Here is a 15,993-nt window from a genome sequence, read left to right as displayed (position 1 = left end):
GCATATGCCGCAATAGCCTTCAAGCCTTGCAGCAAATGCGCCCTCAGCTCACCAGGCCAGCATACTGGAAGCCCACCGCCTAATGAAAAGTCATCCCGATGCCGGTAATCGCCTGGCAGCCGAGGTTGTGACGCAGTTGCCAGTGCCCTCGCGGCTCGGGATGCTGCGTTTCGAGCGCTTGAACGAGCCAAGCTGGGCCATGTTATTTCTCGACCCCGCTTGCGAGCGGGCGCTAGGGGTGAGTGCAACCGAACTCTGCGCACTGATCGATGCCCCTTATGCCAGCCTGATGGAGCCGGAGGCACGTTATGAACTGCACGACGCCATCCAGCAGCAGTTGTTAAGCAACCCGCACTATGTCGTGCACTACACCCTGCATACCCCGCGCGGCCCACTCACATTGCTGGAGGTCGGTGAGCCCTTCAAACAGCGTAGCCGCCAATTGCTGCGCGGCTATCTATTGCTCGCTAACGAGCATGGCGCCGAGCGCGCGATTCTCGATCACACGCAAAGAGCGTTCAACGAGAGGCACTACACGCCACAGGAACAACAGGATTACCTGGCCCGCGCGCGTAGTCGTCAGGCCTTGATCGTCCGCCTGGCCAGACAACGCTACCTGTCCTCTGAACCACTGCGTGAAGCCGCCGAGCTCATCACTCAAGCGGCCTGCGAAACCTATGGCATAGCCCAGGCGGGTATCTGGCGCATCAATCAGCAGAACATCGAGTCAGTCACGCTCTATCGGGCCGACCTCAACCGCCATGAGCGTCTGCGTCATTTCGATATACGCAGCTTCCCGATTTACCTTAAAGCCCTGCAAAGCGGGCGAGTCATCGACGCCCAGAACGCCCGCCTGGATCCCCGCACCCGCGAACTGGCCAGCAGCTATCTCGACGCCGAAAATATCACCTCCATACTCGACGCCAGCATTCGCGTGGATGGCGAAGTGGTCGGCATGCTTTGCCTGGAGCACCGAGGCGCACCACGCACCTGGCAAGCCGATGAGATCGCCTTCGCCGGGGAGCTCGCCGACCAGTACGCCCAGGTGCTGATCAATCAGCAGAAACGCGACGCCACCCACGCGCTGAACCTGTTCCAACGCGCCGTGGAACAAAGCGCTAGCGCCTTCCTGCTGGTCGACCGCGACGGGCGAGTGGAGTACGTCAATCCCAGCTTCACGGCCATCACCCTGTACAGTAGCGACGAAGTCTGCGGGCAGCGCCTGTCCGAGCTTCCAGCACTGGAAAATCTCAGCGACCTGCTGTTCGACACCGCCTCCAGCCTGGCAGAGCACAACAGTTGGCAAGGTGAGTTTCGCAGCCGCCGCAAGAATCAAGAGCCCTACTGGGGGCAACTGTCGATTTCCAAGGTGTACGGTGACAGCGGTGAGCTGACTCACTACATCGGCATCTACGAAGACATCACCGAGGCCAAGCTCGCGCAGTTGCGTATCGAGCGCCTGGCCTACACGGACAACCTGACCAACCTGGGCAACCGCCCCTTCTTCATCCGCAGCCTAGAAGAACGCTTCGCACGCAATAGCCAGCAATCACTGGGGCTGCTGCTGGTGGACATCGACAACTTCAAGCGAATCAACGATAGCCTCGGCCACCAGACCGGTGACAAATTGCTTGCGGCGCTCGCCCGCCGTCTGCGTAACAGCCTGGGAGCGCATGGCGCCCTGGCGCGCTTTGCCAGCAACGAATTCGCCATCCTGCTCGATAACTGCGATCAGGACACCGCCCAGCGCATCGCCCAGCAAGTGCTGCAGACCCTGGACAAACCCCTGTTCGTAGACAACCAGTTGATCAGCATTACCGGCTCGGTCGGACTGGCCCTGACGCCCGAACATGGCAGTGACCCACAAACCCTGATGAAGCATGCAGGCCTGGCCCTGCACAAGGCCAAGGCCAACGGCAAACATCAGGTGCAGTTATTTACCGAGGCACTGAACGCCGAAGCCAACTACAAGCTGTTCGTCGAGAACAACCTGCGCCGCGCCCTGACCCAGAACGAACTGGACGTGTTCTACCAACCCAAGCTGTGCCTCAAGAGCGGGCAACTGGTGGGTATGGAAGCTCTGTTGCGCTGGCAGCACCCGGAAAAAGGCATGATTCGCCCGGATCAGTTCATCAGCGTGGCCGAAGAAACCGGGCTGATCATCCCCATCGGAAAATGGGTGGTACGCCAGGCCTGCCGCATGAGCAAGCAGATCGCGGCTATCGGCCTGGGCGAACTGCAGGTGGCGATCAACCTGTCGCCCAAGCAATTCTCCGACCCGGATCTGGTCGGCTCCATCGCCGCCATCCTGCACGAAGAACAGCTCGACCCGAAACTGCTGGAACTGGAGCTGACCGAAGGCCTGCTGCTGGAAGCCACCGATGATACCCGCCACCAGCTTGGCCGCCTGAAGAGCCTGGGCTTGACCCTGGCCATGGATGACTTCGGCACCGGCTATTCATCGCTCAGTTACCTGAAAAAATTCCCCATCGACGTCATCAAGATCGACCGCAGCTTCATCAAGGACATTCCCGACAATCAGGACGACATGGAGATCACCTCAGCGGTGATAGCCATGGCCCATAACCTCAAACTCAAGGTCGTGGCCGAGGGCATAGAGAGCCCAGCCCAACTCGCCTTCCTGCGGCGCCAGCGCTGCGATGTGGGTCAGGGTTACCTCTTCGACCAACCGATTCCCGGTCGCGAACTGATAGAACACCTGCGCCGCTACCCTTGTCGACCACAAGGCCCGAGCGATCCACGGACGTAATACGCGCCTCTTTACGTCTTGCCCACCATCAGGAGACCGTCATGGTTCTGCGCTCACAGATTCTCGTTCACAAACTCGCCCTGCCGACGGCCGAACAAGCCCTGCCGGGGCGCGCCGATCCATTGCCCGTGACCGACACCCATTACCTCAACGGCAACCCGATAAAGCCCCCCTTCCCCGCAGGCCTGCAGCAGGCAATATTTGCCCTGGGCTGTTTCTGGGGAGCCGAGCGCCGCTTCTGGCAACAGACCGGCGTGTTCAGCACAGCGGTCGGTTACGCTGGCGGCTTCACCCCCAACCCCACTTATGAAGAAGTCTGCTCCGGGCTGACCGGGCACACCGAAGTAGTGCTGGTGGTATTCGACCCGCAGCACACCTGCTACGAGGCACTGCTCAAGGTGTTCTGGGAGGCGCACAACCCGACTCAGGGCATGCGCCAAGGCAATGACCAGGGCACCCAGTACCGCTCAGCCATCTACTGCCACGATGAAGCGCAACTGCATGCCGCACAGGCCAGCCAAGCGCGCTTCCAGGCTGAGCTGGACAAGGCGGGCTTGGGCAGCATCACCACAGAAATCCGCCAGGCGCCGACCTTCTACTACGCCGAGACCTACCATCAGCAATACCTGGCCAAGAACCCCAACGGCTATTGCGGTCTGGGTGGAACAGGCGTATGCCTACCACCTGAGCCCCTTGCATGAGCTAACCATCGTGGAATCGAACAGTGTCGCTAGCCAGGCCTCGACCCAGATCGCCGCGCAGATGTCGCTGGTGCTGCTGCGCAAAACCCTGGATCAGCAAACGGCCAACATGACAGGCGCGGTGCAAGCAGCCCCAGCGGCCACCGCGCCAAGCAATCCGCCCAACCTGGGTAACAGCATCGACGTGATAGCCTGAACAACAGATGCCTTTAGGCCATCAGCCGGACTAAACTGCGGGCAACTCGCCAGCAAACAATGAGCCCGGCATGGCCGCCACGTTACCCACCATCACCCCCGAACAGCTTTGCATCGGCCTCTACGTCCAACTGGACCTGAGCTGGTGGGAACATGATTTCGCCTTCAGCAATTTCAAGATCAAGGATGAAGGGCAACTGCGCGCCCTACGCGCCTTGAATCTCAAGCAGTTGCGCTACGACCCATCACGCAGCGACTGCGCGCCGCTGGAGCTTGCACAAGAGACGAGCAGCTCCGCTGATATCACCGAACCAGCACCGCTCGACCCGGAGAGCCTCGCTCGCCAGGAACGCTCGCAGAAACTGCGTCATCTGCGTACCCGCCTGGCCTCCGTGGACCGCCGTTTCATCGAAGCCAGTCAGCGCATCAAGGCACTCAACCAGACCCTGCGCAGCCGCCCAGAGGACGCCATGCGTCAGGCTGGCGAGATCGTCGGAGAAATGGTCGAAACGCTGCTCGGCTCGGCTGGCGTGGTGCTCCATGGCATCACCGGCAAGGCAGCCGAAGACAGCTACTTTCACGCCCTCAACGTCACCGTGCTGTCACTGCTGCTGGGTCGCCAGCTCGGCCTCGACAGCGAGGTCTGCCACAGCATTGGCCTCGGCGCGCTGCTGCACGACATCGGCAAGATGGAAGTGCCGAGCAAAGTGCTGCTCAAACCCGAGCCGCTAACCCGCCCGGAGCAGCAACTGCTGCAGATGCACACCGATTTCGGCCTGCGCATAGGGCAGAAGCTGATGCTCGATGACGAGGTGCTGCGCATCATCCATGAGCACCACGAACACTGCGACGGCACGGGCTATCCGCGCGGCCTGCGTGAAGCCAGCATCGGCCGCCTGAGCCGCTTGGTGGCCATCACCAATCACTTCGACGGCCTGTGCAACCCGCTCGACCCACGCCAAGCGCTGAGCCCGCACGAAGCGCTGGCGCTGATGTTCAAGCAGCAGCGCGAACGCTTCGACGAGGTGATGCTCAAGGCTTTCATCCGCGTCATGGGTATCTACCCGCCGGGCAGCCTGGTACAGCTCGAAGACGAGCGTTACGCGCTGGTACTGGGCATGAATCCGACCCAAGCGCTGAAACCGACGCTGATTCTCTACGATGCCGAGATTCCCAAGCAGGAAGCATTGATCCTCGATCTGGCACAGGAGCCGAAGCTGGCCATCGCCCGCAGCCTGCGCCCCTCGCAGCTACCGCTGGAGGTGCTGGAGTACCTCAGCCCGCGGCGCAATCTGAGCTATCACATCGAGCCCAACCACAAGCCGGGCTAAGGCTACAAGCTGGTAGCCCGGATGCAATCCGGGGATCGGAGGGCACGGCTCCCGGATTTCATCCGGGCTACGCTTATGACTTGCCGCTTGTGGCTTCTTCTATCAGCCAATCCAGGCGCCAGCCGCCCTGGCTCTGGCCGAGCGCATTAGCCAGCCACGGCAGCAGTTGCTTGAGCTCGTCCTCTAGCCCCCATGGCGGGTTGCTGATCACCAGACCGGAGCCGGTCAACCTTGCGTCGTCGTCAGGGGCGTGCACATAGAGCTCGGCGCGTAGCAACTTGGGCGCGGCGCTCTTTTGCAGGTCACGATAGAACCGCGCCAACTGGCGTTCGTCCTTGATCGGGTACCAGATCGCCACGATGGCCTGGCGCATACGCCCATGCGCTTCATTCAAGGCCTCGACACAGCGTTGCAGTTCGTCCGCCTGCTCGAAGGGCGGATCGATTAGCAGCAGCACGCGCTTCTCGCGGGTCGGCATCAGTGCACGTGGCACGTGCCAGCCTTCACCCAGGTGCACGGCCACGCGCCGGTCACCGCGCATGTTGTCCTTGAGCAGGCGACCATCCTCGGGGTGCTTCTCGTTAAGTTGCAGGCGATCCTGCTCACGGCTGAGCAAGCGCGCCAGCTCGGGCGAGCCGGGGTAGTAACGCAACTCACCATCCGGGTTCATGGCCCGTACCACTTCCAGATAAGCCTCCACTGCGTCCGGCATCTGCGTTTTTTGCCAAAGGCGAGTAATGCCTTCCAGGTACTCGCCGGTGCGGCTCGCCGCATCACCATGCAAGTCATACAGACCGATACCGGCATGGCTGTCGAGGTAAGCGAAGGGCGCTTCCTTTTTCGACAGCAGGGCGATCAGGCGGGTCAGCAGCAAGTGCTTGAGCACGTCGGCGTGATTGCCGGCATGGAAGGCGTGGCGGTAGTTCATGCGGGGGTCCTCGAATCAGGCGCGCAGTTTAACAGGCCTCGGGCAGCTCGCATCGTGGCTTGCAGCATGGCACGCTGGTTACCTCCTCAGCGGACAGCGAGAACTCATGATGTCTCTGCAAGGCTTGCTCGGCAGCGCACTGCCCTTGATTCAAGCACCGATGGCCGGCGCACAGGATCATCGCCTGGCGGCGGCCGTATGCGAGGCTGGCGGCTTGGGCTCCATCCCCTGCGCCATGCTCACGCCGATCGCTCTGCGTCAGGAGTTGGAGCTGCTACGCAGCCTGACCGCACGGCCGTTCAACCTCAATTTCTTCAGCCATGTACAGCCCGAGCCGGACGCACGACGAGACGCAGCCTGGCGCGAAACGCTGGCGCCCTACTATCGAGAGTTAAGCGAGGATCAGGCGAATATCGCCAGCGGACCGGGGCGCTTGCCCTTCAACGAGGAAGCCGCCGCACTGGTGGAGGCGTTCCGCCCGGCGGTAGTCAGCTTTCATTTCGGCTTGCCGGAACCGGCCTTGCTGGAGCGAGTACGCCGCAGCGGCACTAAGATTCTTTCCAGCGCCACCACGCTGGACGAAGCACTCTGGCTGCAGGAGCGCGGCGTCGATGCAGTGATCGCACAGGGTCTGGAAGCCGGCGGGCATCGCGGGCACTTTCTCGATCATGACCTGAGCCGCCAACTCGGCACCTTCGCCCTGCTGCCACAGTTGGTCGATGCGCTGTCGGTGCCAGTGATCGCCGCCGGAGGCATCAGCGATGCGCGCGGTGTAGCTGCCGCCATGGCACTCGGCGCCGCAGGTGTGCAGGTGGGTAGCGCTTACCTGCTCTGCCACGAGTCCAACATCAGCGCCATCCACCGCGCCGCCTTGCAAAGCCCGGCGGCGCGCCATACGGCGCTGACCAACCTGTTCAGCGGTCGCCCGGCACGCGGTATCGTCAATCGTCTGATGCGCGAACTGGGGCCGCTCAGCACCCAGGCGCCTGAATTTCCGTTGGCAACCGCAGCCATCGGGCCATTGCGGGCGGCAGCCGAGTCGCAGGGCAGCGGGGACTTTTCGCCGCTATGGGCCGGGCAGAACATTGCCAACTGCAGGCCAATGTCGGCGGCCGAGCTGACCCGCGAGCTGGCGCGGGGCTTCGCCTGAGATTCTGGTAGGGGGGTGCAACCCGCCGTCTCGGTTATGGCGGGTTGCACCCGCCCTACAGACACCAACCAGTGATTATCACGCTGAATGATGATACTGGGCAGTAGGGTGGTCGGCTGCCTAGACTCGCTCGATCATCTGGAGGCCCGTTCCATGTCCGAGACCCTGCTCAGCTCCCGCAATCTGGCGTTCGAACTCTATGAAGTGCTCGACGCCGAAGCCCTGACCCAGCGCCCGCGCTTCGCCGATCACAACCGCGAGACCTTCGATGCGGCGATCGACACTGCACGCAGTATTGCCGAGGAGTTGTTCGCCCCTCACAACCGCAAGAACGACGAGCACGAGCCGCAGTACGTCGATGGCGGCGCGGTGCTGATCCCGGAAGTCGAACCGGCGCTGCGCGCCTTCCATGAGGCTGGCTTTCTCAATGCCACGCGCGACTTCGAGCACGGCGGCATGCAACTGCCCAACCTGCTGTCGCAAGCCTGCTTCGCGCACTTTCAGTCAGCCAACTGCGCCACCAGTTCCTATTCGATGCTGACCATGGGCGTGGCCAATCTGATCGAAGCCTTCGGCAGTGAGGAGCAGAAGGCGCGCTACCTGCAGCCGATCATCGACGGGCGCTTCTTCGGCACCATGGCACTGACCGAGCCACACGCGGGCTCGTCGCTGTCGGACATCCGCACCAAGGCAGAGCCGCACGCCGACGGCAGCTACCGAATCAAGGGCAACAAAATTTTCATCTCCGGCGGCGACCAGCCAATTTCCGAGAACATCGTGCACATGGTGCTGGCCAAGCTGCCGGACGCACCGCCCGGTGTTAAGGGCATCAGCCTGTTTCTGGTGCCCAAGTTCCACGTCAACGACGACGGCAGCCTGGGCGCCCGTAACGACGTGACCTTGGCTGGGCTGTTCCACAAGATGGGCTGGCGCGGCACCACGTCCACGGCACTGAACTTCGGCGACAACGGCGAATGCGTCGGCTATCTGGTGGGCAAGCCGCATGCGGGTCTGTCCTACATGTTCCAGATGATGAACGAGGCGCGTATCGGCGTCGGCATGGGCGCGATCATGCTCGGCTACGCCGGCTACCTCTACTCACTGGACTACGCGCGCAACCGCCCGCAGGGTCGCCAGCCCGATGGCAAGGATCCGACCAGCGCGCAAATCTCGATCATCGAGCACGCCGACGTACGGCGCATGCTGCTGACGCAGAAAGCTTATGTCGAAGGTTCCTTCGACCTCGGCCTGTATGCTGCGCGCCTGTTCGACGATACCCACACCCTGGCAACGACAGAAGAGCGCCAGCAGGCTCTGGAGTTGCTCGACCTGCTCACCCCCATCGTCAAATCCTGGCCCTCGGAGTTCTGCCTCAAGGCCAACGAGTTGGCCATCCAGATCCTCGGCGGCCACGGCTACACCCGCGAATACCCGGTGGAGCAGTATTACCGCGACAACCGCCTTAACCCGATCCACGAAGGCACCCACGGTATCCAGTCGCTCGACCTGCTCGGGCGCAAGGTGTCGATGAACGGCGGCGCGGCGCTCAAGCAACTGCTCAAGCTGATCAACGCCTGCTGCCAGCGCGCCAGCGCGCATGAATCGCTAACGGCTCTGCGCCAGCCGCTGGAACAACTGGTGGAACGCCTGCAGGCGGTGACCCTGGCGCTGCTCGGCGACCTGATGAGTGGCAAGGTCAACCAGGGCCTGGCCAACTCGGCGCTATACCTCAAGGTATTCGGCCACACGGTCATCGGCTGGCGCTGGCTGGAGCAGGCGATTCGCGCCGAAGAGGGCCTGGCCAAGACCAGTAACGCCGATGAGCAGGCCTTCTATCGCGGCAAGCTGCAGGCCGCGCGCTACTTCCTGACCTGGGAGGTGCCGAGCTGTCATCACGATCTGGCTATTCTCGAAGCCCGCGACGATACCTGCCTGGGTATGCAGGACGCCTGGTTCTGAGGAGCGGCCTCAAACTGCAAGCAGCAAGCAAAGCTTTGCAAGCTTGCCGCCTGCAAAATGTAATAACCTTTTTGACAGACAGGCGAAGGCTACGGTTAGAATCCCTGGCACGCACCCTGCATGATGGTGCATTTCCTTAATCGGATCAGGGAGTAAGCCGTTGGACGCTAGCGCCATCAACAATCTGTTCTTGATCGGCGCCTCACTGGTAGCGGCAAGTATCCTCGTCAGTGCCTTCGGCACCCGCTTCGGTATTCCCATTCTGGTGATATTCCTCGCCGTCGGCATGATTGCCGGCGTCGACGGCCCCGGCGGCATCGTTTTCGACAATTACCCCCTGGCCTATCTGGTCGGCAACCTGGCGCTGGCTGTCATTCTGCTCGATGGCGGTATGCGAACACGGGTGTCGACCTTCCGTGTAGCCCTGTGGCCCTCGCTGTCACTGGCAACTATAGGGGTGATGGTCACGGCCGGGCTGACTGGCCTGGCCGCCGCCTGGCTGTTCAATCTGACCCTGCTCGAAGGCCTGCTGATCGGCGCCATCGTCGGTTCCACCGACGCCGCAGCGGTGTTCTCGCTGCTCGGTGGGCGCGGCCTCAACGAGCGGGTCAGCTCCACGCTGGAGATCGAATCCGGCAGCAACGACCCAATGGCGGTGTTCCTCACCATTACGCTGATCGCCATGCTCGCCAGTGGCCAGAGCGGTTTCACTTGGGACTTACCGATTCAGTTGGTCAAACAGTTCGGCCTCGGCACGCTGCTGGGCCTGGGCGGCGGCTGGCTGCTGCTCAAGCTGATCAACCGCATGGAGCTGGCCAGTGGGCTGTACTCCCTGTTGGTGGTCAGCGGCGGTCTGATCATCTTTGCCATCACCACCGCCATCGGCGGCAGCGGCATCTTGGCCATCTATCTGTGTGGCCTGCTGCTGGGCAACCGCCCGATTCGCGCACGTCACAGTATTTTGCACATGCTCGACGGCCTTACCTGGCTGGCGCAAATTGGCATGTTCCTGGTACTCGGCCTGTTGGTCACGCCACATCAACTGCTGCCTATCGCCCTGCCGGCATTGGCCTTGGCGCTGTGGATGATTTTCTTCGCCCGCCCGCTGTCGATCTTTCTCGGGCTGCTGCCGTTTCGCTCGTTCCATGATCGCGAGCGAGCGTTCATCGCCTGGGTTGGTTTACGTGGCGCAGTGCCGATCATCCTCGCCGTATTCCCGCTGATGGCGGGGCTGCCCAACGCACAGTTGTTCTTCAACGTAGCGTTCTTCATCGTCATCATCTCCCTGCTGCTGCAGGGCACCAGCCTACCGCTGGCCGCCAAGCTGCTGCGTGTCACCGTACCGCCAGAGCCCGCGCCGGTTTCGCGTGCTGGCCTGGAAGTACACCCGACCAGCCAGTGGGAGCTGTTCGTCTACCGCCTGGGCGCAGAGAAATGGTGCATCGGCGCCGCCCTGCGCGAGCTGAATATGCCGGAAGGCACCCGTATCGCCGCCTTGTTCCGTGGCCGCGAACTGCTCCATCCGTCCGGCAGCACACGCCTGGAAGCCGGCGACCTGCTCTGCGTCATCGGCCACGAGCATGACCTTTCGGCGCTCGGCAAGTTGTTCAGCCAGGCGCCCAAGCGTGGTCAGGACCTGCGTTTCTTCGGTGATTTCGTGCTCGAAGGCGATGCCGAACTCAACGCCATCGCCACACTCTACGGCCTCAAACTCGAAGATATCGAAGGCAACATGTCGCTGGGGCGTTTCATCGCTCATGAGATCGGCGGCGAGCCGGTAGTCGGTGACCAAGTAGAGTGGCAGGGTCTGACCTGGACGGTCGCCGCCATGGAAGGGAACAAGGTGCGCAAGGTCGGCGTCAGATTCCCCGAAGGTAGTCGCCCTGGCCCCGGCTTGTTCCTCTGATACTTTGCTAGGATCAGCACGGCTGACGTCGATCGAGTGATCGACGTCGACGCGCCTGCCACCCAACACTGAGCACGCCCATTTCCTCGGTCACCGGATCATCATGCCCAAGCTGCGCCTATTCCTTGCAGTCACCTTCACCCTTCTGTGTTTCGGCCTGAGCAGCGCATACGCCGAAGATCCTCCCAAGATAGATGATGTCCAGCAAAGCCTGGATAACCTCGCCGAGCGCAAGCTGCCGGAAGCCGAGCAACAGGCCGTCAAGCAGATGCTGGAGCAAACCCTGCGCACACTCAGGGACCGCGACACTGCCGAGCAACGCCTGAGCGATCTGCGCAAACAGCTCGACAGCGCACCGCGCCAGATCAGCGAAGCACAGCGCGAGCTGAGCCAGCTAAAAGCCAGCCCCGAAGTGGCGGTGGCCAAGCGCTATACACACAGCTCGCTGGATCAGTTACAGCAACTACTAAGCGAGCGCTCCACCCAACTCAGCGACTGGAACAAAGCCATCATCGATGCCAACAGCATGGTGATTACTGCGCAGACACGCCCTGAGCGCTCCCAGGCCGAGATCAGCCAAAACCAGATTCGCGCCCAGCAGATCAACGAAAGCCTGAAAAGCGGCCGCTTCGACGGCAAACCCCTGACCCCAGAGCGCAGCGACCAGCTCAACGCCGAACTGGCCCTGCTCGCCGCGCAAACCCAGTTGCGCCGCCAGGAGCTGGCTGGCAACAGCCTGCTGCAAGACCTCGGCAGCGCCCAACGGGCACTGTTGGAAGAACGAATCAACCGCGCCGAACTGGAGCGCCAAGCGCTTCAGGGGCTGATCAACGAACGACGCCGGGCCGAGTCGGAACAAACCGTTGCTGAGCAATCGGCCGAAGCCAAGCGTGCCAGCTCGGACAAGCTGCTGGCCAAGGAGAGCACGCTCAACCTCACGCTCTCGGACTACCTGCTGCGCTCGACCGAACGCCTCAACCACCTGACCGAACAGAACCTGCAGACGCGCCAGCAACTCGATAACCTGTCGCAGGCCAACCAGGCGCTGGACGAACAAATTCGCGTGCTGCAAGGCAGCCTGCTGCTGTCGAAGATCCTCTACCAGCAGAAGCAAGCCCTGCCGCAACTCAAGCGTGAAGATGGCTCACTGGCCGATGAAATCGCCGATATCCGCCTGTATCAGTTCGAGGTGAACAAGCAGCGCGACGAGATCAGCGATCCAAACCGCTACGTGGACAACCTCCTCGCCAGCCAGCCCAGCGAAGAAGCCACACCGGATCTGCGTTCAGCGCTGCTCGATCAGCTCACCACCCGCCGCGAATTGCTCGACAAGCTCAACCGCTCGCTCAACGCCCTACTCAACGAGTCGATTACCCTGCAGCTCAACCAGAATGAGCTGCAGAGCACCGCCAGCAGTCTGCGCGCGACCATCGACGAACAGATGTTCTGGATTCCCAGCAACAAACCGCTCGACCTGGAATGGCTGAAATCGGCGCCGCACTTCCTGCAACAACAACTGGCCGACATGCCCTGGGGCATGGCCATCAGCGAACTGGGCGCAGGCCTGATCGAACGACCGCTGGTGTTTTTGCCGCTCATCCTGCTCTGCGGTCTGATTCTCTGGCGCCGCCAGTTCCTGTTCAGCAAGCTCGGCGCTCTGCACGCCGATATCGGCCACTACAAGCACGACAGCCAACTGCATACACCGCTGGCTCTGGGGCTGAATCTAATCCTGGCGCTGCCGCTGTCAGTGTTCCTGGCGCTGTGCGGTTACGCCCTGCTGCACGATGCACGAGGGCAGAACCTCTACCTGGGCGCCGCGCTGTATGAAATGGCCGAAGCCTGGCTGGTGTTCTACACCCTGCACCGCATCCTCTCGCCTGAAGGCGTGGCAGTGCTGCACTTCCACTGGGCACCTGCCAACGTCGCCTTCTTTCGCCAGCACATACGCCGTCTGGGCTTGGTCGTCATGGCGCTGGTGGCCGTGGTGAGCATCGCCGAGCACCAGCCTGCCAGCCTGTCCGAAGACGTGATCGGCATTGCCGTGGTACTGAGCTGTTATGCCCTGATGGCCTGGCTGCTGTTCCATCTACTGTTCAATGCGCCACTGCGCGAAAACGCCTCAGGCCTGCGCACGGGTGTCGGTGTGCTGTTCAACCTGCTGCCACTGGCGCTGATCGGCGCGGTCGCCTTCGGCTATTACTACACCGCGCTCAAGCTCACCGACCGCCTGATCGATACTCTCTACCTGCTGATCATCCTGCTTATTGTCGAGGCCACTCTGGTACGCGGCCTGAGCGTGGCAGCCAGACGTCTGGCCTATCAGCGCGCTCTGGCAAAGCGCCAGGCAAGCAAGGAAAGCCTGGACGGCGAAGCCCCCGTCGAAGAGCCCACGCTGGACATCGAGCAGATCAACCAGCAGTCCCTGCGCCTGATCCGCCTGGCCTTGCTGGGCGGCTTCCTGGTTTGCCTGTACTGGGTTTGGGCCGACCTGATCGGCGTATTCACCTACCTCGACACAGTGAATCTGTACGAATACAGCAGCGGCACCGGGGACAACGCGACACAAGTGCCCATCAGCCTGATGGATGTGATCGGCGCGCTGATCATCGTCGGTATCACCGTAGCGCTAGCGCGCAACCTGCCCGGTTTGCTGGAAGTGCTGGTGCTGTCACGCATGCGCCTGGCACAAGGCAGCTCCTATGCCACCACCACCCTTTTGTCCTACGCGCTGGTGGCCATCGGCAGCGTCACCACGCTGTCGACGCTCGGCGTCAGTTGGGACAAGCTGCAATGGCTGGTAGCGGCATTGTCGGTGGGGCTGGGCTTCGGCTTGCAGGAGATTTTCGCCAACTTCATCTCCGGCCTGATCATCCTCTTCGAGCGCCCGGTGCGTATCGGCGACGTGGTGACCATCGGCAACCTGTCCGGCACGGTAAGCAAGATCCGCATTCGCGCCACCACCATCACCGATTTCGACCACAAGGAAATCATCGTCCCCAACAAGACCTTCATCACCGGCCAGTTGATCAACTGGTCCCTGAGCGACACGGTAACCCGCGTGACGCTGAAGGTCGGCGTAGGCTATGGCTCGGATCTGGACAAGGTACGCAAGCTGCTGCTGCAGGCTGCCCAGGAAAATGTGCGGGTGCTCAAAGAGCCGGAACCGCTCGTGTACTTCCTCAATTTCGGCGAAAGCACCCTCGACCATGAGCTACGCATTCACGTGCGCGATCTCGGTGACCGCAACCCGGCCACCGATGAGATCAACCGCTTCATCGACCGCGAGTTCCCGAAAAATGGCATCAACATCGCGTTCCGCCAGGTCGAGGTGTATGTGAAGAACCTGGAGCACGGCGAGCAGAAGCTCGATCAGAAAGACCTGGCGAAAATCGCCGCCGCTGGTGCAGCGGATATACAAACACCGCCGCCGCCCGTAGCGCCCTGATCCACAGAGGAACATCCGGTGAAAACGCTCGACCAACTGACCTTCGACAACCGCTTCGCCCGTCTGGGTGAAGCCTTCGCCAGCGAAATACTGCCCGAACCCATCGAGCAGCCACGCTTGGTGGTGGTCAGCGAGTCAGCCATGGCACTGCTCGACCTCGACCCAGGTGAGGCGCAGCGTGCGGAGTTCGCCGAACTGTTCGCCGGGCACAAGCTGTGGGCAGAGGCCGAGCCGCGCGCGATGGTCTACTCCGGCCACCAGTTCGGCGGCTACACACCGCGCCTGGGCGATGGTCGCGGCCTGCTGCTGGGCGAGGTACTCAACGACGCGGGCGAGCACTGGGATCTGCACCTCAAAGGCGCGGGCATGACGCCTTACTCGCGCATGGGCGATGGCCGCGCCGTGCTGCGCTCATCGATCCGCGAGTTTCTCGCCAGCGAGCACCTGCATGCACTGGGCATCCCCAGCTCGCGGGCGCTGTGCGTCACCGGATCGAGTACACCGGTCTGGCGCGAAAAACAGGAAAGCGCTGCGATGGTGCTACGCCTGGCGCCCAGTCACGTGCGCTTCGGCCACTTCGAATACTTCTACTACACGCGCCAGCACGAGCACCTCAAAACCCTAGGTGAGCACGTTCTGGCCAGCCACTTCCCGCACTGCCTGGAGCAGGACGAACCCTGGCTGGCGATGCTGCGCGAGGTGATCGAGCGAACCGCGTTGATGATCGCCCACTGGCAGGCCTACGGCTTCTGCCATGGCGTGATGAACACCGACAACATGTCGATCCTCGGCATCACCTTCGACTACGGCCCCTACGCCTTCCTCGACGACTTCGACGCCAACCACATCTGCAACCACTCCGACGATACAGGCCGCTACAGCTTCACTAACCAGGTGCCCATCGCCCACTGGAACCTCGCCGCCCTCGCCCAGGCACTGACGCCGCAGGTTGAAGTCGAGGCGTTGCGCGCCAGCCTGGATCTGTTCCTGCCGCTGTACCAGGCGCATTACCTCGACCTGATGCGCAAGCGCCTGGGTTTCAGCAGCGCGCAGGAGGATGACGAAACGCTGATCCAGCGCCTGCTGCAGCTGATGCAGGCCGGCCAAGCCACCGACTACACACTGTTCTTCCGGCGTCTCGGCGAGCAGGCGCCAGCCGAGGCGCTGAAGGTCGTGCGTGACGACTTCGTCGACCTCGCTGGCTTCGACGTCTGGGGCCGCGATTACCTGGCGCGCTGCGAGCAAGAAGGCGGCGAGCAGGCCGAGCGCCAGACGCGCATGCACGCGGTCAATCCCAAGTACATTCTGCGTAACTACCTGGCGCAGCAAGCCATCGAAGCGGCAGAGCAAGGCGACTATGGCCCGGTGCGCGAGCTGCACAGCGTGTTGTCGCGGCCATTCGACGAACAACCTGGAATGGAGCGCTATGCCGAGCGCCCGCCGCACTGGGGCAAACACCTGCAAATCAGTTGTTCATCCTGATAAATCAAGCCTGCCCCAATGGCTACAGCAGCGGCGCCAGCGCACTGAGCTGCGGGTGAAAATGCCTTATCTGTTAAACCGAAAAGGCATATCAATCTACCCAAACATTCTTAGACTATCTAA

At 62.0% G+C, this 15,993-nt stretch carries 10 protein-coding genes; 9 read left to right on the top strand and 1 reads right to left on the bottom strand.

Features of this window, described 5'->3' with window-relative positions; genetic code table 11:
- The first annotated feature begins 82 nt into the window (after positions 1–82).
- From AERO9A_RS01215 to AERO9A_RS01200, 4 genes are all read left to right on the top strand, one after another.
- Positions 83–2,770 (top strand): bifunctional diguanylate cyclase/phosphodiesterase, encoded by a 2,688-nt coding sequence (locus AERO9A_RS01215; protein WP_159970094.1) that lies wholly within the window; start codon positions 83–85, stop codon positions 2,768–2,770.
- Between the two features lie 41 nt (positions 2,771–2,811).
- Positions 2,812–3,471, top strand: a complete 660-nt coding sequence (msrA, locus tag AERO9A_RS01210; RefSeq protein ID WP_159970093.1) for a peptide-methionine (S)-S-oxide reductase MsrA — start codon at positions 2,812–2,814, stop codon at positions 3,469–3,471.
- Between the two features lie 10 nt (positions 3,472–3,481).
- A complete protein-coding gene (locus AERO9A_RS01205; RefSeq protein ID WP_256665816.1) occupies positions 3,482–3,667 on the top strand; it encodes a putative motility protein in 186 nt (61 codons plus the stop codon).
- Between the two features lie 70 nt (positions 3,668–3,737).
- Positions 3,738–4,997: an HD-GYP domain-containing protein gene (locus AERO9A_RS01200; protein WP_159970092.1), complete on the top strand. Its 1,260-nt coding sequence runs from the start codon at positions 3,738–3,740 to the stop codon at positions 4,995–4,997.
- Positions 4,998–5,070: 73 nt separating this feature from the next.
- On the opposite strand, the gene AERO9A_RS01195 is transcribed toward AERO9A_RS01200, so the two are convergent.
- Positions 5,071–5,925, bottom strand: a complete 855-nt coding sequence (locus tag AERO9A_RS01195) for a 23S rRNA (adenine(2030)-N(6))-methyltransferase RlmJ (protein ID WP_159970091.1) — start codon at positions 5,923–5,925, stop codon at positions 5,071–5,073.
- Positions 5,926–6,034: 109 nt separating this feature from the next.
- On the opposite strand from AERO9A_RS01195, the gene AERO9A_RS01190 reads away from it, so the two are divergent.
- The 5 genes from AERO9A_RS01190 (at position 6,035) to selO (ending at position 15,870) form a co-directional block, all read left to right on the top strand.
- Positions 6,035–7,075 (top strand): nitronate monooxygenase family protein, encoded by a 1,041-nt coding sequence (locus AERO9A_RS01190; RefSeq protein WP_159970670.1) that lies wholly within the window; start codon positions 6,035–6,037, stop codon positions 7,073–7,075.
- A gap of 153 nt (positions 7,076–7,228) precedes the next feature.
- On the top strand, positions 7,229–9,034 hold the full coding sequence (locus tag AERO9A_RS01185) for an acyl-CoA dehydrogenase (RefSeq protein WP_159970090.1): 1,806 nt from the start codon (positions 7,229–7,231) through the stop codon (positions 9,032–9,034).
- 160 nt (positions 9,035–9,194) lie between these two features.
- Positions 9,195–10,940, top strand: a complete 1,746-nt coding sequence (locus tag AERO9A_RS01180) for a potassium/proton antiporter (RefSeq protein ID WP_159970089.1) — start codon at positions 9,195–9,197, stop codon at positions 10,938–10,940.
- A 103-nt stretch (positions 10,941–11,043) separates the two neighbouring features.
- On the top strand, positions 11,044–14,388 hold the full coding sequence (gene mscK, locus AERO9A_RS01175; RefSeq protein ID WP_159970088.1) for a mechanosensitive channel MscK: 3,345 nt from the start codon (positions 11,044–11,046) through the stop codon (positions 14,386–14,388).
- A gap of 18 nt (positions 14,389–14,406) precedes the next feature.
- The gene (gene selO / locus AERO9A_RS01170; protein WP_159970087.1) at positions 14,407–15,870 is read left to right on the top strand and encodes a protein adenylyltransferase SelO; all 1,464 of its coding nucleotides are present in this window, start codon (positions 14,407–14,409) and stop codon (positions 15,868–15,870) included.
- The last annotated feature ends 123 nt before the right edge of the window (positions 15,871–15,993 follow it).

Origin of the sequence: Pseudomonas sp. 8Z (assembly GCF_902506535.1) — a bacterium.
In the GTDB taxonomy this organism is placed as follows: domain Bacteria; phylum Pseudomonadota; class Gammaproteobacteria; order Pseudomonadales; family Pseudomonadaceae; genus Aquipseudomonas.
The sequence above is the reverse complement of the archived record's forward strand: the minus strand, read 5'-3'. Positions and strand labels throughout refer to the sequence as shown.